Below are 26,760 nucleotides of genomic sequence, written 5' to 3' on the forward strand. Positions count from 1 at the left end.
AGCTGGCAAGCACCCAAGCGAATTTCGGTGAAACGATTCATAAACGCCGCGGGCCCCGCCGGCCGGCCCGCGCCTTGCCACGCCGGGGCACGCATGCGAGAGCCCCCTCACCCGGCTTCTGAAGGACCCGCCCATGACCGAGATGCTCTCCGCCCGCGCCCTTGCCGCCGACATCCGCAGCGGGCGGCTGACCCCGCTCGACGTGGCCGAGCGCTGCGCCGCCGCCATCGCCGCGCGGGAGGCGGAGGTCGGCGCCTTCGCCGCGCTGGACCTCGACGGGCTGCGCCGTGAGGCCGCCGCCCCCGGCCTCGGCCAGACCGCGCTCGCCGGCCTGCCGGTCGGCATCAAGGACGTGCTCGACACGGTGGACTTCCCCACCCGGCGCGGCTCGCCCATCTTCGCCGACCACCGCCCGGCCAGCGACGCCACGGTGGTGCGCATGGTGCGGCGGGCGGGCGGCCTGGTGCCCGGCAAGACCGAGACCACCGAGCTCGCCTTCCTGGAGCCGGCCCGCACCCGCAACCCGCGCGACCTTACCCACACGCCCGGCGGCTCCTCCGCCGGATCGGCCGCCGCGGTGGCGGCCGGCATGCTGCCGCTGGCGCTGGGCACCCAGACCGGCGGCTCGGTGATCCGCCCCGCCTCCTTCTGCGGGGTGGCGGGGTTCAAGCCCTCCTTCAAGCTGATCCCGACCACCGGCATCAAGGCCTTCTCCTGGTCGCTGGACACGATCGGCCTGTTCGCCGCCGGGGTCGAGGACCTCGCCTTCGCCATGGGGGCGATCACCGGGCGGGACTTCGCGCTGGCCGAGGAGCCCGGCACGCCCCGCATCGCCGTGGTCGACACGGTGGAGGGCGCCAGCGCCTCCGACGCCGCCCATGCCGCGCTCGCCGAAGCGGCGCGGGCGCTGGCGGCGGCGGGACTGCCGGTGGCCGCCTTCACCCTGCCGGAGGCGGTGCAGGCGGCGAATGCGGCCCACGCCCTGGTGCAGGACTTCGAAGCCTTCCTCGCCCTCGCCGACGAGTGGGACCGCCACCGCGACCAGCTCTCCGACCTGCTGCGCCACCATCTCGGCGGCGCCGCCGCGATCACGCCGGAGCGTTACGACGAGGCCCGCCGCACCGCCCGGCGGGCGCGCCACGCGCTGGCCGACAGCTTCGCCGGCTTCGACGCCATCCTCACCTTCTCCGCCCCCGGCATCGCCCCGGAAGGGCTGGCGACCACCGGCCTTTCCAGCTTCAACCGGATGTGGACGCTGCTCGGCTCGCCCTGCGTGAACGTTCCCGGCCTCACCGGGGAAAAGGGCCTGCCGATCGGGGTGCAGATCGTCGGCCGCTTCGGCCGCGACCGTGCCGCGCTGGAGACCGCCCGCCTGCTGGAGCGCGCCCTTTCCTGAGGCGGGGTGACGGAGCGGCGAAAAGGGTTGCGCCGCTGGGTGTGCCGATTAGTATATTTTGACGATATACTAATGGTGGAACAATGACCCCAGACCGTCGCCTCTCCCGCCGCGCCTTTGGCGGCCTCCTCGCCGCGCTCTCCGCCCTCGCCGTATCGGCCACGGCCCGCACGCCGGCCCGCGCCGACACCGCCACGGTGCGCATCGGCTACCAGCGCTCCTCCACCCTCATCACCATCCTGAAGACCAATGGCGCGCTGGAAAAGGCGCTGCAGCCGCTGGGCGTCGAGGTGACGTGGCACGAATTCACCAGCGGCCTGCCGCTGCTGGAGGCGCTCAATCTCGGCAAGATCGACGTCAGCGCCGATGTCGCCGACACGGTTCCGGTCTTCGCCCAGGCGGCCGGCGCCAAGCTCGTCTTCTTCGCCGAGGAAGGCCCCTCGCCCACCGCGCAGGCGATTCTGGTGCCGAAGGATTCGCCCATCACCTCGGTCGCCGGGCTGAAGGGCAAGCGGGTCGCGGTGACCAAGGGCGCCGGCAGCCACTACCTGCTGCTGGCCGCGCTCGCGCAGGCGGGGCTCTCGTTCAAGGACATCACCCCGGCCTACCTCACCCCGGCGGACGGGCGCGCCGCCTTCGTCAGCGGCAATGTCGACGCCTGGGTGGCGTGGGACCCCTTCCTCGCCACCACCCAGCAGCAGTCGGGCGCCCGGGTGCTGGCGGATGGCGCGGGCCTCGCCGGCTACAAGCGCTACTACCTCACCACCGCGAGCTTCGCCAAGGAGCACGGCCCGGTGCTGGCGGTGCTGTTCGACCAGCTCAAGGCGACCAGCATCTGGGTGAAGCAGCACCCGGCCGAGGCGGCGCGTCTGCTGGCCGGGCTCTGGAACATCGATGCCGCCGCCATCGAGACCGCTAACGGGCGCCGCAGCTATGCCGTCGCCCCGGTGACCCGGCAGGGGCTGGCGGAGCAGCAGAAGATCGCCGACGCTTTCGTAGCGGAAGGTCTGGTGCCGAAGCCGGTCGACACCGCCGATGTCGGCATCTGGCAGCCGGCGGGCTGAGCCCGCGGCGGCGGCGCATCGGCGGCGATCGCGCTCCCTTCCCGGGGAGGCGGTTGTCCGGCCGTGATGGACGGTCTCATCGGCCGATGGATGGTCTCATCGGCCGGATCGTCCACCTCACCAGCCTGACCATCCACCGCCGGGGCGAGGCTGTATTGGTATTTTAATACAGGTCCAAAGGGCTACTCCGCCGCGGCCTTCAGCGTGGCGGGATCGTAGTTCAGGATGGGGGCGAGCCAGCGCTCGGCTTCCTCCACGCCCATGCCCTTGCGGCGGGCATAGTCCTCCACCTGGTCGCGCTCGACCCGCCCGACGCCGAAATAGGCCGCGTCGGGATGGGCGAAATAGAGCCCCGACACCGCCGCGCCCGGCCACATCGCGAAGCTTTCGGTCAGCTCGACGCCGATCGCCGCCGTCGCGTCCAACAGCTTGAAAAGCGTGGCTTTTTCCGTGTGGTCCGGCTGCGCCGGATAGCCCGGCGCCGGCCGGATGCCGCGATAGGCCTCCTTGATGAGCGCCTCGTTGTCGAGCGCTTCGTCGGCGGCATAGCCCCAGAACTCGCGGCGCACCCGCTCATGCATCCGCTCGGCGAAGGCCTCGGCCAGCCGGTCCGCCAAGGCCTTGAGAAGAATGGAGGAATAGTCGTCATGCGCCGCCTTGAAGGCGTCGGAACGCTCCGGCTCGCCGAACCCGGTGGAGACGCAGAAGCCCCCGACATAGTCGGCGACGCCGCTTTCCAGCGGCGCGACAAAATCCGCCAGCGCCAGATGGCTCCGCCCGGCGCTCTTGGTCATCTGCTGGCGCAGCGTGTGGAGCCTCGCCAGTTCCTCCGCCCGCGCGTCGTCGCGGTAGAGAACGATGTCGTCGCCGACCGCGTTGGCCGGCCAGAAACCGACGACGGCACGGGCACTTAGCCACTTCTCCGCGACGATGCGCTCCAGCATGCGGCGGGCATCCTCATAGAGCGCCCGCGCGGGAATGCCGACCTTGGGGTCGTCGAGAATGGCGGGAAAGCTGCCGATCAGCTCCCACGACTGGAAGAACGGCGTCCAGTCGATATAGGGCACCAGCTCGGCGAGATCGTAGGTCTCGAACACCCGGGTGCCGAGGAGACGCGGCGCCGGCGGCACATAGCCGGCGAAATCGAGCAGCGCCCGGTTGGCGCGGGCGTCGGCGATCTTCACCCGCACCTTGTTGCGGTCGGATTTCGCATGGGCATCGGCGACCTTGGCGTATTCGGCGCGGATGCTGGCGACATAGTCCGGGCGGCTGTTGTCGTTCAGCAGGTTGGACACCACGCCGACGGCGCGGCTGGCATCGGTGACATAGACCGCCTGTCCGCGCAGATAATGCGGCGCGATCTTCACCGCGGTGTGGACACGGGAGGTGGTCGCCCCGCCGATGAGCAGCGGCACATCGAAGCCTTCGCGCTCGAGTTCGGAAGCAACATGCACCATCTCGTCCAGCGAGGGGGTGATGAGACCGGAAAGACCGATGACGTCGACCTTCTCGCGGCGCGCCACTTCGAGGATCTTCGCCGCCGGCACCATCACGCCGAGATCGATGACTTCGTAATTGTTGCACTGAAGCACGACGCCGACGATGTTCTTGCCGATGTCGTGAACGTCGCCCTTCACGGTCGCCATCAGCACCTTGCCGGCGGCCTTCGACTCGGTGAGGCCGAGCTCGAGCTTCTCCTGCTCCATGAAGGGCATGAGATAGGCCACCGCCTGCTTCATCACCCGGGCCGATTTCACCACCTGCGGCAGGAACATCTTGCCCGCGCCGAACAGGTCGCCGACGACATTCATGCCGTCCATCAGCGGGCCTTCGATGACATGCAGCGGTCGCGCCACGCGAAGCCGGGCCTCCTCGGTGTCGGCCTCGACGAAGTCGGTGATGCCGTTGATCAGCGCGTGCTGCAGCCGCTTGTCCACGCTCCAGCTCCGCCAGGCGAGGTCCGCCTCCTTCTTTTCGCGGGCTCCGCCGCGGAAGCGCTCGGCAATCGTCAGAAGGCGCTCGGTGGCGTCGGCACGGCGGTTGAGCACCACGTCTTCGCAGGCTTCGCGCAGTTCCGGCTCGATTTCGTCATAGACCGCGAGCTGGCCGGCATTGACGATGCCCATGTCCATGCCCGCGGCGATGGCGTGGTAGAGAAACACGGCATGCATCGCCTCGCGCACCATCTCGTTGCCGCGGAACGAGAAGGAAAGGTTCGAGACGCCGCCCGAGACATGGGCATAAGGCAGGTTCTGCCGGATCCAGCGGGTCGCCTCGATGAAGGCGACGCCATACCCGGCGTGCTCCTCGATGCCGGTCGCCACGGCGAAGATATTGGGGTCGAAGATGATGTCCTCGGGAGGAAAGCCCACCTCCTCCACGAGAATGCGGTAGGCCCGGGCGCAGATCGCGATCTTGCGCTCATAGGTGTCGGCCTGCCCCTGCTCGTCAAACGCCATCACCACCACGGCGGCGCCATAGGCCCGCACCAGCCGGGCATGATGGCGGAAGGCCTCCTCCCCCTCCTTCATGGAGATGGAGTTGACGATGCCTTTGCCCTGGATGCACTTCAGCCCGGCCTCGATGACGCTCCACTTCGAGCTGTCGATCATGATCGGCACGCGGGCGATATCCGGCTCGGCGGCGAGCAGGTTCAGGAAGGTGACCATGGCCTTCTCGGAATCGAGCAGGCCCTCGTCCATGTTGACGTCGATGATCTGGGCGCCGTTCTCCACCTGGTCCCGCGCCACCGCCAGCGCGGCGGCATAATCGCCATTGGTGATGAGCTTGCGGAAGCGCGCCGAGCCGGTGACGTTGGTGCGCTCGCCGATATTGATGAAGGTCGCGACGGGGGCGGTCATGTCGGCTGCTCTGTCTGCATCGGAGATGGAATATAGGGCAGATGGTCGGCACGTTCGATCGAGCAGGCGGCCGGGACGCCGGAGCGCCGGGAACCTTCACGTGGAAGCCGCGCCGGTCTGACGCCGGCCGGCCCCGGCGCCCGCGCAAAAGGGATCACGCCACCACCTCGAAGGCTTCCAGCCCCGAGAGCCGCAGGCGCGGCGCAATCTCGGGCACCTCGCGCGGCGCGTGGGGAGCGACCGCCTCGGCAATGGCGCGAATATGGTCCGGCGTCGTGCCGCAGCAGCCGCCCACGATGTTGACGAGGCCGGAAGCGGCGAACTCGCCGACCAGTTTCGCCATCGCTTCCGGGCTTTCGTCGTAAAGGCCGAATTCGTTGGGCAGGCCGGCATTGGGATAGGCGCAGACCAGCGTGGCGGCGATGCGGGAGAGTTCGTCGATGTGGGCACGCATCTCGCGGGCGCCAAGCGCGCAGTTGAGGCCGACCGAAAACGGCCGGGCATGGCGCAGCGAATTCCAGAAGGCGGCCGGCGTCTGGCCGGACAGGGTGCGGCCGGACAGGTCGGTGATGGTGCCGGAGATCATCACCGGCACGCGCAGATCACGCGCCGCGAACAGCCGCTCGATGGCGAAGACGGCCGCCTTGGCATTCAGCGTGTCGAAGATGGTTTCGATCAGCAGCAGCTCGGCGCCGCCCTCGAGCAGGGCCTCGGCCTGCTCGCCATAGGCGGTGGCGAGTTCGTCGAACGAGGTCGCGCGGAAGCCGGGATCGTTCACGTCCGGCGAGATGGAGGCGGTACGGTTGGTCGGGCCGATGGCGCCGGCGACGAACCGGCGGCGGCCATCCTTCGCCTGTGCCAACGCCGCCGCCTCGCGGGCAACCCGCGCGCCCTCGATATTGATCTCGCGCACCAGGCTCTCCATGCCGTAGTCGGCCATGGCGATGGTGGTGCCGGAAAAGGTGTTGGTCTCGACGATATCGGCCCCTGCCAGGAAATAGGCGAGGTGGATGTCCCGCACCGCCGCCGGCTGGGTGAGGTTCAGCAGGTCGTTATTACCCCGCAGATCGCGGTTCCAGGTACGGAAACGCTCGCCGCGATAACCCGCTTCGTCCAGCTTCAGCTGCTGGATCATGGTGCCCATCGCCCCGTCGAGGATGAGGATGCGCTGGGCCGCCGCCTCGCGCAGGGCCTCGAAGGTGTCGCTCGGATGGTTGGCGGTCATGGCAGGCTCACTCTCTGCGGCCCCGTGGCCGCGGAAGGCAACGCTGGGAAGGATCGGTGCGAGGGCCGGCGTACGCAGCGCCGTCGTCTCGCGCAGACTCTCGATACGGCACGTCAGATGGTTATGCCAGCAGGGCGGGAGGAGATGGTGGCCGCACCGGCCGGCCCCCTCGCTCCCGGTGCACGGCGACTCATGCGGCCACGCCGGCGGCCACCCCAGGCCCCTCCGCCGCGGCCGGCGGGCGGATGCCGAGCAGGTGGCAGATCGCGTAGACGAGATCGGCGCGGTTCAGCGTGTAGAAATGGAACTCGGTCACGCCGCGGTCGACCAGATCGAACACCTGTTCCGCTGCCACGGCGGCGGCGATGAGCTTGCGGGTCTCGGGATCGCCGTCCAGCCCCTCGAAACGCGAGGCCAGCCACTCCGGCATATAGGTGGCGGTCTTCTCGGCGAAATTGCGCGCCTGCTTGAAGTTGCTCACCGGCAGGATGCCCGGCACCACCGGCACGTCGATGCCCCGCGCCCGCACCTTGTCGAGAAAACGGAAATACAGGTCGTTGTCGAAGAAGCACTGGGTGATGGCACGGCTGGCGCCGGCATCCACCTTGGCCTGAAGAATGTCGAGATCGACCTCGAAGGAGGGGCTTTCCGGGTGCTTTTCGGGGTAGGCCGAGACCGACACCTCGAAATTCGCGATGCGCCGCACCCCGGCCACCAGTTCGGCCGAGGAGGCATAACCCTGGGGATGGGGCTCATAGGCCTGGCCGACCCCGCCCGGCGGATCGCCGCGCAACGCCACAATGTGGCGCACGCCGGCATCCCAGTAGCCCCGCACCACATCGTCGACCTCGCCCCGGCTGGCGGCGACGCAGGTGAGATGAGCCGCTGGCGCGAGCCGGGTTTCATCCACGATACGGGCCACCGTGGCATGAGTACGCTCGCGGGTGGAGCCGCCAGCGCCGTAGGTTACCGATACGAATTTAGGTGCCAGCGGCGCGAGCCGGGTGATGGAGCTCCACAACGTCGCCTCCATCTCCGGCGTCTTCGGCGGGAAGAACTCGAAGGAGACGGAAATGGGCCGGCCGCCGGCTCGGCGGCTGCGGCGCTCGGTGTCGGTGGGCATCAGGCGACCTCCTTGCGGTCTTCCGACCCGGCGGGGGTCGTGTCGGTTGCGGCCGCCCCGGGGCTGCGCGGATCGCGCGCCAGCCAAAGCGACACGGTGAGGGCCTGCCCCGCTGCGCTGCCGGGAGCGAGCGCGATGTGGGACAGCGTTTCAAAGCCGGAATGGGCCAGCCAGCCTTCCATCGCCTCGCTGGAGAAGCCGAGCCGACGATGGGCGTGCTGCTCGCGCAGGAATTCGAGATCGTGGGGAGCGAAATCCACCACCAGCAGCCGGCCGCCAGGCTTCAGCACCCGGCCGGCCTCCTTCAGCGCACGCGGCACGTCGTCAAGGAAATGCAGCACCTGATGGAGGATGACGACGTCGAACGTGTCGCGCGGCAAGGCGAGCCCATAGATGTCGCCCTGCCGCACGGTGCAGTTGCGCGCACCGGCGCGCTCCAGATTGGCGCGCGCCACCGCGAGCATATCGGCGGAGAGGTCTATTCCCACGCCGCGCTCGATGCGGTGGGCGAACAGTTCCAGGATCCGCCCGGTGCCGGTGCCGAGATCGAGCAAGGCGCCGATAGGCTCAGGACCCAGTGCGGCGAGGATGGCGGCCTCCACCTGCTCGTCCGGGGCGTGCAGCCGGCGGATCGCATCCCATTCGTGGGCGTGCGCTCGAAAATAGGCCTGCGCTCCCGCAGCCCGGGCGGCCCGCACGGCGGCGAGCCGTTCGCGGTCGCGCTGCAAAATCTCGTCGTCCGGGGCCATGAGGCCCAGCAGCGCGTCGGTCAGCGCCGCACCCGGCGTGTCAGCGCTGCGGCGGTAGAACACCCAGCTCGCCTCGCGGAACCGCTCTACCAGCCCCGCCTCCGCCAGCAGCTTGAGATGGCGCGAAATGCGCGGCTGTGACTGGCCCAGAATGTCGGTAAGCTCGGAAACCGTCAGCTCCCCGTCCGCGATGAGCGCCAGAAGGCGCAGGCGCGTATCCTCGCCGGCCGCCTTCAGGCCGTCGAGCAGCGGCGCCAGGCGGAGCGTCGGAGCGGACATGAACACCTCATTCAAGATATAAAGATATCTTTATGTCTTTTTTCGCCGCCCCGCAAGCGGCTCATCGAGCGACGGGACACGACCCAATGACCTCATCCAGCGCCGGCGCGGCATTCGGCCATCGGACCGGCGAAGTCACAATCGACCTGCCGGAGCGGCCGGACGCCGCCCTCTTCTTCATTGGCCGCCTCCACACACCCTGGCAGGAGCGGTCAGCCTGTCCGAAGAACGGGCGTGAAAGCGATGCGCTGTGCACGGTCGAGCTCGACCCCCGCTACCAGCCTGCCCTTGAGGGGCTGGAGGGCACCACGCACCTCTGGCTACTGTACTGGATGAACCTGGCGCCACGGGATCTTCTGGTCCAAATTCCCCGCCATTATGGAACAGGTCGCGGCACCTTCGCCCTGCGCAGCCCGGCGCGGCCCAACCCCATCGCGCTGAGCGCGGTTCGCCTCATCGCGATCAACGAGGCGAGCCTGACGGTGACGGGGCTTGATTGCCTCGACGGCACGCCGCTGCTGGACATCAAGCCGTACTTCGCCTCCACCGACAGCCACCCCGAGGCCCTCGTGGGCTGGCGCGAAGCGCGGCGTTGAGGCCAGTGTGGCCGCGAAACATCACCCCGGCTTCTCACGCATATCTGACAAACCCTGGCCACCCCTTGGACCAAGTTGGTCTTGAACCTGCCTTCTTCCTAGGTCATCAGCTTTGTCAAACATTCCCGCAGACCTTGCCTTGCAGGATCAATGATGGCCGTTCGTCTCGCCCTCGCCCCCGCTGTCGCGATTTCCGTGCTGACCATCGGCACCGCCTTCGCACAGACCTATCCGGCGCAGACCGGAACCGCACCGATCTATCAGGAGCCGGACGCCGGCGCGTCCGAGCCGCCGGCTCCGCAGGTGCCCGCCGCGTACGACCCGTATGGCTCCGCCACCTCGACGGCTGCACCGGGTACCACCCAGCCGGCCACGGCCGCGCAGCAGGGCTATCCCGCCCAGACGGCTAACGCGCCCTCGCAGCCCTACACGCCGGCCGGCTATCCCCCGGGGGCCTATTCCGGCCAGCCGCCGGCGGGCATGAACTCGCCCTATGGCGCGACGACGACCTATGCCGCGCCGGCCCAGCCGGCCGCCACGGGTTCGGCCTATCCCGCCCAGCAGCAGGCTGCCTATCCCGCGCCGGCCGCGGCGGTGCCGCCCGGCGGCGTCGGCATGAACAATGCCGCTGAAGGCGCCAATGGCTCCAGCGTCGCCATGCTGCCGCCGGAAGACCAGCCGGAAGAGGGTGCGCCGCGGCCGCTGCCGGCCAACCTCAAGCGCCAGGTGGTGGACTACACCGGGAAGGACGCGCCGGGTACCATCGTCATCGATACCCCCAATACCTACCTCTATTACGTGCTGCCCGGCGGCAAGGCCGTGCGCTACGGCATCGGCGTCGGCCGCGAGGGCTTCACCTGGTCGGGCACCGAAAAGATCACCCGCAAGGCGGAATGGGCCGACTGGCGCCCGCCGGCGGAGATGATCGAGCGCCAGCCCTATCTGCCGCGCTTCATGGCGGGCGGCCCCGGCAACCCGCTCGGCGCGCGCACCATGTATCTCGGCGGCACGGTGTATCGTATTCACGGCACCAACCAGCCCTCGACCATCGGCCAGTTCATGTCCTCGGGCTGCATCCGCATGCTCAATGAGGATGTCGAGGACCTCTACGACAAGGTGAAGGTCGGCACGAAGGTCGTGGTGCTGCCGGGCAATGCTCCGAAGACCGCGTCGGCCGCCGATGCCGCGGCAACGCCGCAGCCTATCCCGGTGAGCGCCCCGGCCAGTTCGGCCGTCCGGTGAAGCCTCGCGGCTGAGGCTGGTCGCCCCTGCGCCTAGCGCCGCCACAGGCGCTGGGCGGGAACCCAGACATCGACCTGCGTACCGGAGACGAGTTCCCCGGCACGCTCGACCCAGCCGACCAAACCGCGCAGACCGCGCGCGGCCGTGACAAAGGCGAGGTCCAGTCCCGCCGGCGCGTCCGGAACGGCCGCAGCCACAGCCTGCCCGGCGTGGCGGCACGGCGCATTCTCCCCTTCCACCACCAGCGTGACGCCACCTGCGTGCAGCCGTGTTCCCGGCGGCAGGCGCGTCAGTTCTCCCACCCCTTCCAGCACCATATTGGCTCCGAGCCATTCGGCGCGCACCTCCGCCACGCCCAGCCGGGCGGCGATCGCGACCAGTTCGTCCGGCGCGACGATGGAGATCTGCCGGCTGTTGCGGATCGGCGTGCGACGGGGAAACCACGGCACCCGGCTGCAGGCCGGCCGCGCGAAGCCGCGATGGCGATCACCGGCAATCCCCTCCAGGTCGACGTCGAGGCGGTCCACCGGCCGGGTGCCGAATCCGACGCCATCGGCGACCAGAAGCTGCGCAAGCCTTGCCCTGAAGCGTTGCGCCGGCATCTCGTCCGCTACGCCGAAAAGCTCAGCCTGCTGTCCCATCGCGCGTCTCCCCGAGGCACGTGCCCGGGCGGATATCGACATGAGCCGCCCCCTGTCGTGCATACCGCACAGGCGTAACATAGAAGAGTGCGTTCCCGGCGACTCCGCCCGGAACGAGGAAGACGCGGGAGCGTTCTCGCGTCGGGGATATTGGGGAATCGTCATGTCACTTCCGTCCGACTCGCTCCCGCGCTCTCCGGCCAGCGGCCTTGCCGGCTCGCTGGCGGCGCTGCATGCCAAATGGGGGTGGTTCGTCGCCCTGGGCATCGTGATGATCGTCGCCGGCATGATCGTGCTGGGCAATGAGGTGCTCGGCACCGTGCTTTCGGTGGTCACGCTTGGCGTCTTCCTGCTCGCCAGCGGCATTGCCCAGATCATCCACTCCTTCCAGGTCAAGGCCTGGGGCGCCTTCTCGTTCTGGCTGCTGGACGGCCTGCTCTATGTCGCGGCGGGCGCCATCGCGATCTACAATCCCGTGCTCGCCGCGGGCGTGCTGACCCTCATCCTCGGCGTCTCGCTGCTGGTCGCCGGCGGCTTCCGGCTCGCCGCGGGCTTTTCCGCGCGCCACACCGCCGGCTGGGGCTGGATCATCGCCTCCTCCCTCGCGACGCTGCTGCTGGGTGCGCTGATCGTGCTGGGCTGGCCGGTGAATTCGCTCTGGGTACTCGGCCTCCTGCTCGGCATCGACCTCGTCTTCAACGGCGTTGCCGTGCTGATGCTCGGCCTCCGGCTGAAGAGGTGAGTCGGTTGCCCGCGGCACTGCGCGAGGGACAGGCGAAGCGGGGGCGTGCCCCCGCCGATGTCGGCCCCTTTCGGTCCGGGGGCACATCGGTGCTCCCGCCCGGGGATGCCAGCCTCGGTGCCTCGCCCTCGCGGGGGAGCGAGGAGACCGGCGGCCAGCCGGAGCGCTCCACCGGGCGGGACCTGCGCCTCGACCTGTTCCGCGGGCTGGCGCTGTGGTTCATCTTCCTCAACCACGTGCCGAACAACGTCCTGAACTGGTTCACGACCCGCAATTTCGGCTTCTCCGACGCCACCGAGATCTTCGTGTTCATCTCCGGCTACACCGCCGCACTGGTGTATGGCCGGCAGATGGACAAGGCCGGCGTCATTGTGACGTCGGCGCGCATCCTGCGGCGCGCCTGGCAGCTCTATGTCGCCTTCATCTTCCTCTTCGTCGTTTATCTCGCCGAAATCTCCTACGTCATCGGCCGCTTTTCCAATCCGCTCTATGCCGAGGAAATGGGCGCGCTGCAGTTTCTGAGCGAGCCGGACGTGGCGCTGGTGCAGGCGCTGCTGCTGAAATTCCGGCCGGCCAACATGGACGTGCTGCCGCTCTACATCGTGCTGCTGGCCGGCTTTCCGCCGGTGCTGTGGCTGCTGAAGCGCCGGCCGGACGCCACCCTCGCCCTGTCGTTCCTCATCTATGTCTGCGCGGGCCGTCTCGGCTGGAACCTGCCGGGCTATCCCGACGACCGCGTCTGGTTCTTCAACCCGATCGCGTGGCAGTTCCTGTTCGTGTTCGGCGGCTGGTGCGGCCTTGGCGGCAGCGACAGGCTCGGCCGGCTGATCCAGTCGCGGCTGGTGGTGACGCTGGCGGCGATTTACCTCGTGGCGTCGCTGGTCGTCGTCGTGAGCTGGTGGTGGCCGCCTCTGGAGGGCGTCGTCCCCGAGTCGCTCGGCCGCTTCATCTACCCCATCAGCAAGACCGACCTCGCTCCGCTGCGTCTGGTCCACTTCCTCGCGCTCGCCATCGTGGTGGTCAAGCTGGTGCCGGTGAACGCCCGCTTCCTTGAGCGCCCGGTGCTGCGCCCCATGATCATGTGCGGCCAGCACTCGCTGGAAGTGTTTTGTTTCGGCGTCTTCCTTTCTTTCGCCGCACATTTCGTGCTGAACGAGATGGTTGGTTCGCTTTGGATGCAGTTGGTGCTCAGCGGAACCGGCATAGCACTTATGGTAGCTCTTTCGGCTTTGCTCTCGTGGTATGCTGGCGTCGAACGCGGGCTGGCCGCGCGGAAGGGCAAGTAATCGGCGCGGTCATTCGTGGCACGGACGGGACTCGGCTTTCTTCTCACGCTGGCGATGCTGCTGGCCGTGGCTCTTCCGGCCGAGGCCGACGAGGAGCCGGCCTGCGTTGCGCCCTCGACGCTGGCCGCGGCCACCCGCCTGCCCCGCCTCGCAGCCTCGCTGAAGGAAACGGCGCCGACCACCGTCATGGTGCTGAACTCCTCGGCCGGCAGCGCCAAGAGCAACCTGACGGGCGAGGTGTCGGGCGACGCCGTGCCGCGCAGCTTCCCAAGCTACGTGCAGGAGGCGCTGCGCAACCGCTATCCCGACGGGCGCGTCGTGGTCGTGACCCGCAACGAGCCTCGCCGCACCGCGGCCGAAGTCATCGTCGCCCTGCCCCAGCTTCTGGCCCAGGACAAGCCTACGTTGATGATCTGGCAGACCGGAACCCATGACGCCATCCGGGGCGTCAGCGTGGACGGTTTCGCCGACGCCGTGGCCGCCGGCATCGACCTCGCTCACGGGGCGGGTGCCGATGTCATCATCGTGTCGCCGCAGTACAGCCCCCGGACCGATTTCGCCTTCGACGTCACACCCTATGTGGCCACGCTCCGCTGGGTGACGCGCAGCCGTGATGTCGGCTTCTTCGATCGCATGGCGCTGATGCGCTACTGGAGCGACGAAGCCGTGTTCGATTTCAGCGGCGGCCGCAGCAACGCCGCGCTGTTCAACAACGTCCACCGCTGCATCGGGCGCCTTCTAATCCGCATGATCAGCGAGGGCGTGGATCTCAAGACCGTCGGATCACACTGAACATGACCAGGAAGCCCTCCCTTCGCCTGACCGCAATGGCCCTGCTGGCGCTCGCCGTCTCGGCGCCGGCAGCGCATGCGACGACTCTGCTGCCGGCCGCCTGCCCGGCGAGCGCCGCGGCCATCGGCAAGCTGGACAAGCCGCTGCCGAAGCTGGCCGCGGCTCTTGCGGGGGACGGGCCGGTCACGATCGTGGCGATCGGCTCCTCCTCCACCGCCGGCGCGGGCGCCAGCAGTCCCGCCGCGGCCTATCCCGCGCGGCTCGAGGCCGCGCTGCGCGAACGCTATCCCGGCCGGGACATCACGGTCATCAATCGCGGCGTCAACGGTCAGGACGGGCCGGAGATGCTGGCGCGCTTCACCACCGATGTCGAGGCGTCGAAGCCCACCCTGGTCCTCTGGCAGGGCGGCGTGAACGCGCTGTTCCGTGACGATGGCCTCGCCACGGCTGGAGCGATTCTTCACGATGCGATCCAGCGCACCCGGGCGCTGGGCGCCGACATGGTCATCATCGACCCGCAATATGCCCCGCGCGTCGTGGCAGATGCGGATGCCGGCCCGATGGTCTCGCTGATCAACGCGGTTGGCGAAGGCGAAGGCGTGCCGGTGTTCCATCGCTTCGCGCTGATGCGCGACTGGCACGAGCGCGGCGGCGTGCCGTTCGATTCGTTCCTGTGGAAGGACAAGTTCCACATGAACGACTGGAGCTATGACTGCCTCAGCCGCGATCTTGCCCGTGCGCTGACGGCAAATGTCGAAGCGCAGCAGCGCTCCGCCGATGCGTTCGGCGCCACCACTGCCGCCAAGGCCGGCACATCGGCCAAGCCCCCCGGGACGCCCGCCCCCGCGCTGCCGGCAGCGGGCACGGGCACCCTCGCCAATTGAGGGCGGTGCACCACAATCCTCGCTCGGCGGCGGCCGGCCCCGTGGGGGTGAGGCCTCCGACCGCCGGGCGTCAGCCCTCGTCGTCCTCGCCCTCGGAAAAGGCGCTGCCGAAGCGCTGCGTCACCGCCTGCCGCGCCGCCAGCACCTTGCGCTCGTAATCCGGCGCCAATGGCTCGGTGAGCACGCTCTCCAGCGCGGCCATCATGACCCACAGCGCGGGGATTTCAGCCTCGTCCTCGATGAAGTCGAGCAGGGCGTCGCCATCCTCGTCGTCTACCGTGCGGGACAGGAACTCGAACAGTACCAGCGCGACCGAACGGTCGAGGGTAAGGGTGATCTCTTCGGCGGGCTTTTCGGCCATGGCGGGGCTCCAGCGGCGATCCGCGCAAGACTTAGCACGCCAGTGAACGCGCGCCCGCCTTTTCCGCGCGACATCGCACCTTCAGGCCTGCCCCGGCATCTTGCTTTCGCGCCGCGGGCGTGCTGCCACTTCGCGGCCGCGCGCGAAGCGGCGAAGCCGGAGGCGGGCGGGTGACGGTGGCAGACGATCTTCAGACGGTGCGGGACTTCGTGCGCTACGGCCTCAGCCGGCTGACAGCGGCGAAGGTGGTGTTCGGTCATGGCACCACGACCGCGCTCGACGAGGCGGTGTTCATGGTGCTGGAATCGCTGCACTTGCCGGTGGACGAGCTGGAGCCCTGGCTCGATGCGCGGCTGACGCGGGCCGAGCGCGAGCGGCTGGTCGACCTGTTCGAGCGGCGCTGCACCGGGCGGGAGCCCGCGGCCTATCTGCTCGGCCGCAGCTACATACGCGGCATTCCCTTCCGCTCCGATGCGCGGGCCATCGTGCCGCGCTCGTTCATCGGGGAGCTGCTCGCCGGCGATCTCTTCGGTGCGGACGGCGTGGGCCTTCTTCCCGATGCCGCCGGCGTGCGCCACGTGCTCGACCTCTGCACCGGCTCCGGCTGCCTCGCCATCCTCGCCGCACTGGTCTATCCAGAGGCCGCCGTGGACGCGGTCGACCTCTCCACGGAAGCGCTCTCGCTGGCGCAGGAGAATGTCGCGGAACACGGCATGGAGGAGCGGGTGAGCCTCTATCAGGGCGATCTGTTCGCGCCGCTGCCGGCCCGCCGCTACGACCTCATCATCACCAACCCACCATATGTCGACGCCGAGGCTGTAGCGACCCTGCCGGCGGAATACCGTCACGAGCCGATGCTCGCCTTCGCCGGCGGGCCGGATGGTCTGGATATCGTCCGTCGCATCCTCGCCGAGGCCCCTGCCCGCCTTGCTCCCACGGGCGGCCTTGTGTGCGAGATCGGCACCGGCCGGGAGATTCTCGAGGAAGAATACCCCCATCTCCCCTTCCTCTGGCTCGACACCGAGGACAGCGAAGGCGAGGTGTTCTGGCTGTCGGCGAAGGACCTTCGGGTCAGGTGAAAGGGGAGCACGAGGCACGGAGCGGGCCGGCGCGCGCCGGCCGGCGCATCTCTGACTGCGCCTCGACCTGAAGACGGCTAGCCCCGCCGCATATGCTCCAGCAGCGCCTGCGTCGGCCAGCAGTCGACCTCCAGCCCCTTCGCCTTCTGGTAGGCTCCGAGGGCCGCCCGGGTCTTCATGCCGGCCTTGCCGTCGATCTTCTCGTCATAGAAGCCCTGCTGCGTCAGCACCGTCTGCATGAAGGCGAGGTCGCTGGTCTTCACCAGCCGGATATCCTGCCAGGGCTGCGCAAAGGGCCGGTCGTCCTCGATGCGGTCGGCGAGATGGCCGACGAACAGCACGTAAAGGTCAGCGAAATTGTAGCTCTTCAACACGAAGTAGTTCTTCGGTGTGAGGAAGGCGGGGCCGAACGGACCAGCGGGCATGATGATGGAGGCTTCGTCGCGCAGGGCGGAGGGCGGCACGCGACGCCCGTCCGCCACCACGACGCCGCGCTTCAGCCAGTCGCCGATCGGCGCCGTCACGTCGGGCTCGGCCTCTGTGCAGTCGAAGCCGCGCGGCAGGCGCACCTCATAGGCCCAGCGTTTTCCGCGCTGCCACTCCTTTGTCGCGAGCAGGCTGGCGGTGGCCGCCAGCGCCTCCGGCACGGAGGTCCAGATATTGGCGGTGCCGTCGCCATCGAGGTCGACGCCGTAGCGGAGATAGTCGGAGGGCATGAACTGGGTGAGCCCAAGCGCACCAGCCCAGGAACTCTTCATCTGCGCCCGCGTGACGTGGCCCTCGTCAAGGATCTTGAGGGCGGCGAGAAACTCCTCCTGGAACTTCTCCCTGCGGCGGCCGACATAAGCCTGCGTCGCCAGGACCTGAAGGGCGTCGCGGTTCAGCTTGGCGGCGCCATAATCGGTTTCGCGTGCCCAGATCGCCAGCAGGATGCTCCCGGGAACGCCGAATCGCTTCTCGATGGCGGCGAGATCGCCCGCATAGCGCCGCGCCAGCTCCCGGCCGCGGCCGGCAAGCCGGCCGATGGTGACGTCAGAGAGATAGGCGGCGGGCGTCTGGACGAATTCCGCCTGGGCGTCCGGCTTCTTGGGCTTGCCGGGAATGGCAAGATCGGGAAGCGAGAGGTCCGGCTCCAGCCCCGCCGTCTCGCGCTGGAAGGTGGCGCGGGAAACACCTGTCGCCTGCGCCGCCGGCCACTGTGCCGCCAGCCAGCGATCAAAGGCGGGATCGGCCTGCGCGACCCCTGCAGGCCAGAGCGCGAGCGTGAGAAAGGCACTGAGAATGAGCTTACGCATTCCTCATCAATAGACCGGGAATGCGCAGAGTTGAAAGCGCAGGCGCGTGGGCGTGCCCGGGGGGCGGGCCAGGCCCGTCCCCCCCCGCGCGTCAGCGCGTCAGCTTCTTGTGCTTCATCCGGTGCGGGATGATGGCATCGACGCCCAGCCGGCGCTTCTTGTCTTCCTCGTAGTCGTGGAAGTTACCCTCGAACCACTCGACATGGCTGTCGTCCTCGTAAGCGAGGATGTGGGTCGCGATACGGTCGAGGAAGAAGCGGTCATGCGAGATGATGACCGCGCAGCCGGCATAGTCTTCCAGCGCCTCCTCCAGCGCGCGCAGCGTCTCGACGTCGAGGTCGTTGGTCGGCTCGTCGAGCAGCAGGACATTGGCTCCCTGCTGCAGGATGCGGGCGAGGTGAACGCGGTTGCGCTCGCCGCCCGAGAGCATGCCGACCTTCTTCTGCTGGTCCGGCCCCTTGAAGTTGAAGGCGCCGCAATAGGCCCGCGAGTTGATCTCGCGCTTGCCGAGATAGAGCACCTCATGGCCGCCTGAGATTTCCTCCCACACGGTCTTCTTGTCGTCCAGCGCGTCGCGGTTCTGGTCGACATAGCCGAGTTTGACGCTGTCGCCGATGGTGATGGTGCCGGCGTCGGGCTTCTCCAGCCCGGCGATCATGCGGAACAGCGTGGTCTTGCCCGCGCCGTTGGGACCGATGACGCCGACGATGCCGCCGGGCGGCAGCTTGAAGGACAGGTTGTCGATCAGCAGCCGGTCGCCGAAGGACTTCGACAGGCCTTCGAAGGCGATGACATTCTGGCCGAGGCGCTCGGCAACCGGAATGACGATCTGTGCCGTGGTCGGCGCCTTCTCGGAGGCCTTCCGCACCAGCTCGTCATAGCGCTGGATACGGGCCTTGTTCTTGGCCTGACGGGCACGGGGCGAGGCCGCCATCCATTCCTGCTCGGCGGCCAATGCGCGCTGGCGGGCCTCGTCCTCGCGGTTCTCCTGCGCCATGCGCTTCGTCTTCTGGGCGAGCCAGGAGGAGTAGTTGCCCTCATAGGGGATGCCGCGGCCGCGGTCGAGTTCGAGAATCCAGCCCGTCACATTGTCGAGGAAGTAGCGGTCATGGGTGACGATCAGGATCGCACCGGGATAGCTCCGCAGATGTCCTTCGAGCCAGTTGGTCGTCTCGGCGTCGAGATGGTTGGTCGGCTCGTCGAGCAGCAGCAGCTCGGGCTGGGACAGCAGGAGCTGGCACAGCGCCACGCGGCGGCGCTCGCCGCCCGAGAGCCGACTGACGTCAGACCCCTCTTCCGGGCAGCCGAGCGCGTCCATGGCCTGGTCGATCTTGCTGTCGAGATCCCACAGCCCCTGACCCTCGATCTCGTCCTGGAGCGCGGTCATTTCGTCCGCGGTCTCCTCCGAGTAGTTCATGGCCAGTTCGTTGTAGCGGTCGAGGATCGCCTTCTGCTTGGCGACGCCGAGCATCACATTCTCGCGGACCGACAGCTTGGGGTCGAGCTGCGGCTCCTGCGGGAGGTAGCCGACGCGCGCGCCTTCCGCCACCCAGGCTTCGCCGGTGAAATCCTTGTCGAGGCCCGCCATGATCTTGAGCAGCGTGGACTTTCCCGACCCGTTCGGGCCGAGGATGCCGATCTTGGCGTCGGGGTAGAAAGAGAGATGGACGTTGTCCAGAACCTTCTTCCCGCCCGGGTAGGCCTTGGACATGCCGTGCATGTGATAGACGTACTGATAGGAAGCCATGGGTGCGGAGCCTTTGGCGCGGTGGCGCGTCTCGGTAGAAAATAGGGTGTGGCCGGGTTGAGCGCTATGTAAACGCGCGGTCCCCTCCGGGCAAGCGCCGCCTCGCGCGCGGCGGCGCGCTCCTGCCCCCGGGCACATCGGACGTCGACAGGTTTTTGCGGTGGCGGGGTGGGAACCGGCAGGCCCCGCCGTGCGTTGGAAGGTGCTGCATTGCAATACCCAAGGCGGACCGGAACAGTGCCGGCGGGCGCCCGGCGGGCGCTGTTGAGTCTTCGATCAGCCTGGGACGACAGGATTTCGCATGCTACCTCCCCCCCAACCCGATTGGGCCCTGTTCCTTGATATTGACGGCACCCTCATTGAGCATGCCGACCACCCGGAGGCGGTAAGCATCCCCGCCGACCTGCCGGCACGGCTTCAGGCCGCGCAACGGGCCCTGGACGGCGCGGTCGGGCTGGTGTCGGGCCGCACCATCGCGTGGATGGACAGCAAGTTCGCGCCGGTCGTGCTGCCGGCCTCGGGGCAGCACGGCGCCGAGACGCGCCTCGCCCCGGACGCCCCCGTGGTGCCGATCCCGATGCCGAAATGGCGCGCGCCGCTGGAAGAGCGCCTGAAGCGCGAGCTTGCCTCCTGGCCGGCGGTGTTCGTGGAACACAAGCCGCTCTCGCTGGCGGTGCATTTCCGCGCCGTGCCCGAATTCGGCGACGCGATCATGGAGCGCGTAACCCGGCTGGGCGAGGAACTCGACCCGGCCGTGGAATTCCTGCGCGGGCGCTTCGTGATCGAGGTGCGGCAGGGCGGGGTCCATAAGGGCACCGCCGTGGCGGCGCTGATGAAGACCGCGATCTTCGCCAACCGTGTTCCTGTCTTCTTCGGCGACGACACCACCGATGAGGACGGCTTCCGCGAGGCGCGCCGGCTGGGCGGCCTCGCCGTGGCGGTCGGCCCCCGGCCGACCCAGCAGGCCGACTACCGCCTCAGTGGGCCCGTCGAAGTGCGCGCCTTCCTTTCCCGCGTCCCGCAACTTCTGGAGCAAACGGCATCGTGAGGGCCGATCTCGATCTCGCCGCCATCGGCAACGGAACCATCGCCGCGCTGATCGATCGCGCCGGCCGCATCGCATGGTGCTGCTGGCCGCGGATCGATGGCGATCCCGTCTTCTCCAGCCTGCTCGGCGGCGAGGAGCCGCAGAGCGGCTTCTTTGACGTCGTTCTCGAGGGCGAGGGCGTCCGGTCGACCCGCCGCTATATCGATAACACGGCGATCATCGAGACCATTCTGGAGAACGACGAGGGCGCCCGGCTTCGGATCGTCGACTACGCCCCCCGCTTCAAGCTCTACGACCGCATCTACCGTCCCGCCATGCTGGTCCGGCGGATCGAGCCGCTGAGCGGCACCTGCCGGATCACCGTGCGGCTGCGGCCGCACTTTCAGTGGGGCGCGCAGGCCGTGCGCCCGGTGCGCGGCAGCAACCATATGCGCTTCGCCAGCGACGACCTGACCATGCGGGCGACCACCGATCTGCCGATCGTCTACGTCGCCGAGGAACGCCCCTTCGTGCTCGGACGCTCCGCCGTGGTGGTAATCGGGCCGGACGAGCCCTTCGCTTCCGACCTCGTCGCCACCACCCGCAGCTTCGAGGAGAAGACACGGGACTACTGGTACGAATGGGTGCGGTACCTCTCCATTCCGTTCGAATGGCAGGAAGCGGTGATCCGTGCCGCCATATCGCTGAAGCTCTGCGCCTACGAGGAAACCGGCGGCATCGTCGCCGCGCTGACGACCTCGATTCCCGAGGCGCCCCATTCCATCCGCAACTGGGACTACCGCCACTGCTGGCTGCGGGATTCCTATTTCACCGTCCGCGCGCTGAACCAGCTCGGCGCGACACGGACCATGGAAGATTTCATCCGCTACCTCACCACCATCATCGCATCCGAGCCGAGCGGGCGGCTGGCCCCGGTCTATTCCATCGTGCCCGGCACGCCGCTCGACGAGCACTTCGCCGAAAGCCTCGCCGGCTATCGCGGCATGGGGCCGGTGCGGGTCGGCAATCAGGCGGCACTGCAGGTGCAGAATGACGGCTATGGCCACGTCATCCTCGCCGCGGCGCAGATGTTCTTCGACCACCGGCTTCCCCAGCGCGGCGACCGTGCCCTGTTCCACCTGCTGGAGGCGGTAGGGGCGCGGGCGGTCGATTATGCCTTCGAACCCGATGCCGGCCTGTGGGAGCTGCGCGGCAAGCGCCGGGTCCACACTTTCTCGGCGGTAATGTCGTGGGCCGCCTGCGACCGGCTGGCGCGCATCGCCCGCGTGCTCGCCATGCCTGATCGGGCGGTCTACTGGGGCGAACAGGCGAACACCATCCGGACCCGCATTCTTGCCTTCGCCTGGAACGAGAAGCTCGGCAGCTTCGTCGATGCCGACGAGGGCGGCCAGCTCGATGCCAGCCTGCTGCTGCTGGCCGAGCTCGGCTTCGTGCGGCCGGACGATCCCCGCTACGTCGCGACGGTTGATCTCATCGGCAGCGAGCTGAAGCGCAACGGCTATCTCATGCGCTATGCGAATGAGGACGATTTCGGCCTGCCCGAGACCTCCTTCACCATCTGCTCGTTCTGGTATGCCGGCGCGCTGAACATGATCGGCCGCCGCGAGGAGGCCCGCGAGATGTTCGAGAGCCTGCTGGCCCGACGAAACGGTGCCGGGCTGCTCTCCGAGGATATCGACAACACCACGCTCGAACTGTGGGGAAACATCCCCCAGACCTATTCCATGGTCGGGCTGATCGACACCGCCATGCGGCTTTCCAAGAGCTGGGAGGAAGCGTTTTGGCGCGGCTCGTAATCGTCTCGAACCGCGTCGCCTCACCGAAGGAGCGTGCGGCCAAGGCCGGCGGCCTTGCCGTCGCCTTGCGCGAAGCCCTCGGCAAGCGGGGCGGGCTGTGGTTCGGCTGGAGCGGGGAAACGTCGGCCGATGCCCCTGCCAAACCCAAGATGATGAGGTCCGGCCCCATCAGCTACGCCCTTCAGACGCTGGACACCGAGGACCAGCGGGCCCATTACGCCGGCTATGCCAACGGTACCCTATGGCCGCTGTGCCATTACCGGCTCGGCCTTTTCGCCTTCCGACGCTCGGACTGGGAAGGCTATCGGCGGGTGAACGCAACCTTCGCCCGCTCGCTCATGCCGTTGCTGAAGCCGGACGATGTGGTGTGGGTGCATGACTACCACTTCATTCCGCTGGCCAGCGAATTGCGGGCGCTCGGTTTCGAAGGCCGCATCGGCTATTTCCACCACATACCGTGGCCGACGCCCGAAGTGTTCTATTCCCTCCCCTCCCACGCGGCGCTGGTACAGGATCTCGGGCAGTACGACCTCGTCGGCCTCCAGACCGAGCACGATGTCCGCGCGCTGCTCACCTACATCTCCGCCGAAGCCCGTGGGTGGATCGGACCAGGGGGCGTGGTGGGGTTGCACAACCGCCGATTCCGCGTCGCGGCCTACCCGATCGGCATCGACGCCGAGGCCTTCGTGACGGACGCGAAGGCCGCCGAGCGGAGCAAGGACCGCAAGCGCCTGCTGGCGAGTCTGGCAGGCCGATCGCTCGCCGTCGGGGTCGACCGGCTGGACTATTCCAAGGGCCTGCCGAACAAGTTCAACGCCTTCGACAACCTGCTGGAGCGCTATCCCGAGCACCGCTCGCGGGTGACGATGATGCAGATCGCCCCGGTGAGCCGCGGCGAAGTGGCGGAATATCAGCAGCTCCGGCGCGAGCTGGAGGAACTGGCGGGCCACGTGAACGGGCGCTACGCCGAATTCGACTGGGTACCGCTGCGCTACCTCAACAAACCTTTTCCCCGCGCAACTCTCGCGGCCATCTACCGGACCGCGAAACTCGGCCTGGTGACACCGCTGCGGGACGGCATGAACCTCGTCGCGAAAGAATACATCGCGGCGCAGGACCCCGAGGATCCCGGCGTGCTGGTGCTTTCCCGCTTCGCCGGCGCAGCCGACGAACTGCCGGGCGCGGTGACGGTGAACCCGTACGATATCGAAGGCATGGCGGATGTGATGAACCGCGCGCTGCTCATGCCGATCGAGGAGCGGCGCGAGCGCTGGCGTGCCAACATGGACAATGTCGTCTCCAACACCATCCACGACTGGTGCGAGCGCTTCCTGGAAGACCTCGGCGCACGGGAAGACCGCGCTGAGGAAAGCAGCGGGTCATAAGCCGGTGGAGCCCGCGCCGCCTCTGTCCGGCGGCGCCTGACCGGCTTTCCTTCAAGCCGGCCGGTCGTTCCTGCAACGGCACCCGTCCAAATGGGGGTAGCCGGCGGCTCAGTTTTTCGGAGCCCCGCGATCAGGCCACGAGATTGCGGCCCACGTCGGGAAGCCAGCGGATGGTCATGGCAAAGCGCACCTCGGCGCCCGGCAGAACCTGGATCAGCCCCGGCTTCTCGACGAAGGGGCGACGGTCGTCTTCGGGCGTGGCATAGCCGAACCACGGCTCGATACAAACGAAGGGGGCGCCGGGCTTGGACCAGATACCGAGCTGGGGCATTCCCTCGAAGGCAATTTCCAGCCCGGGCTCGCCGGGTGCGCCATAGCGCACGTGCCGTGAACGCAGCTCGGTGAAGATCAGCGCGTCGCGCTCGAAACGGGTGGCGTCGTCCAGCGCAAAAGCGCCGTCCATCGCCGGGCTCGGCTCGGTCGCGCGGGACAGCAGGCCGTCAACCGGACGGTGAATCGGCGCCACTTCGGGCATCTCGAATCGGATCTGGTGCTGTTCCGGCGTGCCGCCGTAGGGAAGCGGCCAGCGAAAGGCGGGATGGAAGCCGAAGCTCGCGGGCAGGTTCACGGTGCCGGGATTGTGCACCCGGGCCTCAATGGTGAGGCTTGCCTCCTGCAGCGTGTAGGTGACGTAGAGGCCGAAGGCGAAGGGATACTGCTTCAGCGTCTCCTCGTCTTCGGTCAGGCGGAAGGTGGCACGGGTTTCGGTGGCGCTGAGAAGGGCAAAATCTCGGCGGCGCGCGAAACCGTGCTGCTTCATCGGGTAGGAAGCCCCATCATGGACCAGCGTGTCCTCCGGCAGCCGCCCGACGATGGGGAACAGCAGCGGCGCGCGCCCGGCCCACCACGCCGCGTCCCCGTTCCACAGCAGATCGCGCCCCTCGCCATCGGCAAGGCGCACGAGTTCGGCGCCGAGCGTTCCGATCTCGGCCTCAAGCAGGCGCGACCTGAGTTTTACCGGCATATTCGTCATTCTGACCTGCCATCTCGACTCTGCCTTGGTTCAGGTCTAACCGATCCTGGAGCGCCATGCACCGGGCGCTGTTCGACTTTTCGTCGTTTCCTCTCGCCGCCGGTTCTCACGTCATGGCCCAGACCCTCGGCCCCGTCGCCTCGCTGCTGCTCGGCGTGTTCTTCCTCGTCTCGGGCAGCGGCCTGCAGGGCACGCTGCTGCCGCTGCGAGGCGCGTTCGAGGGGTTCAGCGCGGTCAATCTGGGCATTCTCGGGTCGTGTTATTATTTCGGCTTCGTCGCCGGCTGCCTCATCGTGCCGAAGCTGGTGCGCCGGGCCGGGCACATCCGTTCCTTCGCCGCCCTTACCTCCGGGGCGATCGCCACCATGCTCGGCCACGCGATCCTGATGCATCCGCTCGCCTGGTTCGTGCTGCGCGGCATCACCGGCTTCTGCTTCGCCGGGCTGTATCTCGTCATCGAGAGCTGGCTCAACGATCGCGCCACCAACAAGACCCGCGGGCTGGTGATGTCGGTCTATGTGATGGTGGACTATGTGGCGCTGACCGTCGGCCAGATGCTGGTCACGGTCTATCCGGTGAAGGGATTCGAGCCCTTCGCGCTCGCCGCCATCCTGTTCGCGCTCGCCATGCTGCCGGTGACCATCACCCGGGCCGGGCAGCCCTCGCCCATCGAGGCGGCGCGCATCCGGCCCGGTCGCCTGTTCAAGGCGGCACCGGTGGCGATGGTCGGCTGCTTCATCATCGGCCTCACCAACGGGTCGCTGTGGTCGCTGGGGCCCATCTTCGGCATCGGGCGGGGGCTGACCGCCGACGGCGCCGCAACCTTCATGAGCGCGGTGGTCGCCGCCGGCGCGCTGGCCCAATGGCCGATCGGCCGGCTTTCGGACCGGATGGACCGACGCAACCTGCTGACCTTCCTCCTGTTCGGCGCGACGGTGGCGGGCCTCGCGCTCGGGCTGGTCCCGGGGCAGCTCGGGCTGCTGTGCGCCCTCGGCATGTTCTTCGGCGCTTTCGCGCTGCCGGCCTATTCGCTGGCGGCGGCGCACGCCTATGACCGCACCCCGCCGCAGGAAGCGGTGGAAACCGCCGCGGGGATTCTCCTCGCCTACGGCATCGGCTCCGTCGCCGGCCCTTCCGTCGCCTCCGTGGCGATGTCGCATGCCGGGCCGGGATCGCTGTTCCTGTTCACCGCCGCCAGCCATTTCGCCTTTCTGCTCTTCGTCGTCTGGCGGATGCGCTGGGAGAAAGCCTGCACGCCGGAACAGAAGGCGGGGCATGACGCCGCCGCCATCGCCCCTGTGGGAATGGTAGGGGTGCCCGAAACCGTCGAGCGCCGCACCGGCTCTACCAGCGCCTGAAGGAAGGGAGCGGAACTCCCGGCGCGTGTGGCGGTTGAAGAGCACCACCGCCAGACGTCGGAGCCGCCATGCTGAAATACGCCTTTCTGTTTCTCACCATCTCGCTCATCGCCGGAGCTATCGGCTTTTCCGGGATCTCCGCCGTTGCGCGGCGCATTTCGCTGATCCTGTTCGGCGTATTCTTCCTCGTGTTCCTGGCGCTGGCCCTGCTGGCGGTGCTGGTGGACCGGGCGGTGCAGAGTTCTTTACTGGAGCACGCGGTCGCGCTGATGGCGTGACCGCGCCTCAGCTTCCGCCGATCAGGATGCCCGCGGCCAGCACCAGCGCGCCACCGACCACGACCTGGAACACCGCCCGCAGGAACGGTGTCTCCATGTAGCGGTTCTGGATCCAGGCAATGGCCCAGAGTTCGACGAAGACGACAAGGCAGGCGAGGATCGTCGCCGTCCAGAACTCGGGGATGAGATAAGGCAGCGCGTGGCCAAGCCCGCCGACGGCCGTCATGATGCCGGAGGCAAGCCCGCGCTTCAGCGGCGAACCGCGCCCTGAGATGACGCCGTCATCATGGGCGGCCTCGGTGAAACCCATCGAGATGCCGGCGCCCACGGCCGCCGCGAGACCCACTGTCAGTGTCGTGCGCGAATCCTGCGTGGCGAAGGCGGTGGCGAAGATGGGCGCAAGGGTGGAGACGGAGCCATCCATGAGCCCGGCGAGGCCGGGCTGTGCGGATTCCGACGTAACCGGCCACCTATTCCAATCATTATCCGGCCACCGTTCC

General features: G+C 68.2%; 22 protein-coding genes and 2 pseudogenes. 14 read left to right on the plus strand and 10 right to left on the minus strand.

What is annotated here, in order from left to right; all coding sequences use genetic code 11:
• The first annotated feature begins 142 nt into the window (after positions 1–142).
• Together KHC27_RS12635 and KHC27_RS12640 are read left to right on the plus strand one after the other, a co-directional pair.
• Entirely contained in the window at positions 143–1,396 is a 1,254-nt protein-coding gene (locus KHC27_RS12635; protein WP_213339758.1) for an amidase, read from the plus strand.
• A gap of 83 nt (positions 1,397–1,479) precedes the next feature.
• A complete protein-coding gene (locus KHC27_RS12640) occupies positions 1,480–2,460 on the plus strand; it encodes an aliphatic sulfonate ABC transporter substrate-binding protein (RefSeq protein WP_213339736.1) in 981 nt (326 codons plus the stop codon).
• 182 nt (positions 2,461–2,642) lie between these two features.
• Here KHC27_RS12640 and metH read toward each other — a convergent pair.
• From metH to KHC27_RS12660, 4 genes and pseudogenes are all read right to left on the minus strand, one after another.
• Positions 2,643–5,300: pseudogene (gene metH, locus KHC27_RS12645) on the minus strand (methionine synthase); the annotation flags it as partial.
• 190 nt (positions 5,301–5,490) lie between these two features.
• A pseudogene (locus KHC27_RS12650) lies at positions 5,491–6,546 on the minus strand (homocysteine S-methyltransferase family protein); the annotation flags it as partial.
• Between the two features lie 190 nt (positions 6,547–6,736).
• A complete protein-coding gene (gene metF / locus KHC27_RS12655) occupies positions 6,737–7,669 on the minus strand; it encodes a methylenetetrahydrofolate reductase [NAD(P)H] (protein WP_213339737.1) in 933 nt (310 codons plus the stop codon).
• A complete protein-coding gene (locus KHC27_RS12660; RefSeq protein WP_213339738.1) occupies positions 7,669–8,697 on the minus strand; it encodes an ArsR/SmtB family transcription factor in 1,029 nt (342 codons plus the stop codon). Before KHC27_RS12660 ends, metF begins: the two co-directional genes overlap by 1 nt.
• Positions 8,698–8,783: 86 nt before the next feature.
• Here KHC27_RS12660 and tsaA point away from each other — a divergent pair, with 86 nt between their 5' ends.
• Entirely contained in the window at positions 8,784–9,293 is a 510-nt protein-coding gene (gene tsaA / locus KHC27_RS12665; RefSeq protein ID WP_213339739.1) for a tRNA (N6-threonylcarbamoyladenosine(37)-N6)-methyltransferase TrmO, read from the plus strand.
• 150 nt (positions 9,294–9,443) lie between these two features.
• The gene (locus KHC27_RS12670; RefSeq protein WP_213339740.1) at positions 9,444–10,535 is read left to right on the plus strand and encodes a L,D-transpeptidase family protein; all 1,092 of its coding nucleotides are present in this window, start codon (positions 9,444–9,446) and stop codon (positions 10,533–10,535) included.
• Positions 10,536–10,567: 32 nt separating this feature from the next.
• Here KHC27_RS12670 and KHC27_RS12675 read toward each other — a convergent pair whose 3' ends face one another.
• Positions 10,568–11,176: an MOSC domain-containing protein gene (locus KHC27_RS12675; protein WP_213339741.1), complete on the minus strand. Its 609-nt coding sequence runs from the start codon at positions 11,174–11,176 to the stop codon at positions 10,568–10,570.
• A gap of 163 nt (positions 11,177–11,339) precedes the next feature.
• Between KHC27_RS12675 and KHC27_RS12680 the strand changes: the two genes are divergently transcribed.
• From KHC27_RS12680 to KHC27_RS12695, 4 genes are all read left to right on the plus strand, one after another.
• Complete coding sequence (locus tag KHC27_RS12680; RefSeq protein ID WP_213339742.1) at positions 11,340–11,918, plus strand: HdeD family acid-resistance protein; 579 nt, start codon at positions 11,340–11,342, stop codon at positions 11,916–11,918.
• A gap of 89 nt (positions 11,919–12,007) precedes the next feature.
• A complete protein-coding gene (locus tag KHC27_RS12685) occupies positions 12,008–13,204 on the plus strand; it encodes an OpgC family protein (RefSeq protein WP_213339743.1) in 1,197 nt (398 codons plus the stop codon).
• Positions 13,205–13,219: 15 nt separating this feature from the next.
• Positions 13,220–13,996, plus strand: coding sequence for an SGNH/GDSL hydrolase family protein (locus KHC27_RS12690; RefSeq protein WP_213339744.1), 777 nt, complete (start codon positions 13,220–13,222; stop codon positions 13,994–13,996).
• Positions 13,997–13,998: 2 nt separating this feature from the next.
• Positions 13,999–14,880, plus strand: coding sequence for an SGNH/GDSL hydrolase family protein (locus KHC27_RS12695; RefSeq protein ID WP_246519903.1), 882 nt, complete (start codon positions 13,999–14,001; stop codon positions 14,878–14,880).
• Between the two features lie 70 nt (positions 14,881–14,950).
• On the opposite strand, the gene KHC27_RS12700 is transcribed toward KHC27_RS12695, so the two are convergent.
• Positions 14,951–15,241, minus strand: a complete 291-nt coding sequence (locus KHC27_RS12700; protein WP_213339745.1) for a hypothetical protein — start codon at positions 15,239–15,241, stop codon at positions 14,951–14,953.
• A gap of 170 nt (positions 15,242–15,411) precedes the next feature.
• Here KHC27_RS12700 and prmB point away from each other — a divergent pair, with 170 nt between their 5' ends.
• Positions 15,412–16,320 (plus strand): 50S ribosomal protein L3 N(5)-glutamine methyltransferase, encoded by a 909-nt coding sequence (gene prmB, locus KHC27_RS12705; RefSeq protein ID WP_213339746.1) that lies wholly within the window; start codon positions 15,412–15,414, stop codon positions 16,318–16,320.
• 77 nt (positions 16,321–16,397) lie between these two features.
• Here prmB and KHC27_RS12710 read toward each other — a convergent pair whose 3' ends face one another.
• On the minus strand, positions 16,398–17,615 hold the full coding sequence (locus KHC27_RS12710; protein WP_213339747.1) for a lytic murein transglycosylase: 1,218 nt from the start codon (positions 17,613–17,615) through the stop codon (positions 16,398–16,400).
• A 91-nt stretch (positions 17,616–17,706) separates the two neighbouring features.
• Positions 17,707–19,362, minus strand: a complete 1,656-nt coding sequence (gene ettA, locus KHC27_RS12715) for an energy-dependent translational throttle protein EttA (RefSeq protein WP_213339748.1) — start codon at positions 19,360–19,362, stop codon at positions 17,707–17,709.
• Positions 19,363–19,663: 301 nt separating this feature from the next.
• Between ettA and otsB the strand changes: the two genes are divergently transcribed.
• The 3 genes from otsB to KHC27_RS12730 are packed head-to-tail and all read left to right on the plus strand — an operon-like array spanning position 19,664 to position 23,591.
• Positions 19,664–20,410, plus strand: coding sequence for a trehalose-phosphatase (gene otsB, locus KHC27_RS12720; protein ID WP_213339749.1), 747 nt, complete (start codon positions 19,664–19,666; stop codon positions 20,408–20,410).
• On the plus strand, positions 20,407–22,206 hold the full coding sequence (locus KHC27_RS12725) for a glycoside hydrolase family 15 protein (protein WP_213339750.1): 1,800 nt from the start codon (positions 20,407–20,409) through the stop codon (positions 22,204–22,206). Before otsB ends, KHC27_RS12725 begins: the two co-directional genes overlap by 4 nt.
• Entirely contained in the window at positions 22,191–23,591 is a 1,401-nt protein-coding gene (locus tag KHC27_RS12730) for an alpha,alpha-trehalose-phosphate synthase (UDP-forming) (protein ID WP_213339751.1), read from the plus strand. Before KHC27_RS12725 ends, KHC27_RS12730 begins: the two co-directional genes overlap by 16 nt.
• A 130-nt stretch (positions 23,592–23,721) precedes the next feature.
• Here the strand turns inward: KHC27_RS12730 and KHC27_RS12735 are convergent, their stop codons facing one another.
• A complete protein-coding gene (locus KHC27_RS12735; RefSeq protein WP_213339752.1) occupies positions 23,722–24,624 on the minus strand; it encodes an aldose 1-epimerase family protein in 903 nt (300 codons plus the stop codon).
• A 113-nt stretch (positions 24,625–24,737) separates the two neighbouring features.
• Between KHC27_RS12735 and KHC27_RS12740 the strand changes: the two genes are divergently transcribed.
• A complete protein-coding gene (locus tag KHC27_RS12740; protein WP_213339753.1) occupies positions 24,738–25,982 on the plus strand; it encodes an MFS transporter in 1,245 nt (414 codons plus the stop codon).
• 68 nt (positions 25,983–26,050) lie between these two features.
• Positions 26,051–26,260, plus strand: coding sequence for a DUF1328 domain-containing protein (locus KHC27_RS12745; protein WP_213339754.1), 210 nt, complete (start codon positions 26,051–26,053; stop codon positions 26,258–26,260).
• Between the two features lie 7 nt (positions 26,261–26,267).
• Here the strand turns inward: KHC27_RS12745 and KHC27_RS12750 are convergent.
• The coding region (locus KHC27_RS12750) for a VIT1/CCC1 transporter family protein (protein WP_213339755.1) at positions 26,268–26,760 on the minus strand (493 nt) is incomplete at its 5' end.

It is taken from the genome of Ancylobacter lacus, from assembly GCF_018390635.1.
In the GTDB taxonomy this organism is placed as follows: domain Bacteria; phylum Pseudomonadota; class Alphaproteobacteria; order Rhizobiales; family Xanthobacteraceae; genus Ancylobacter; species Ancylobacter lacus.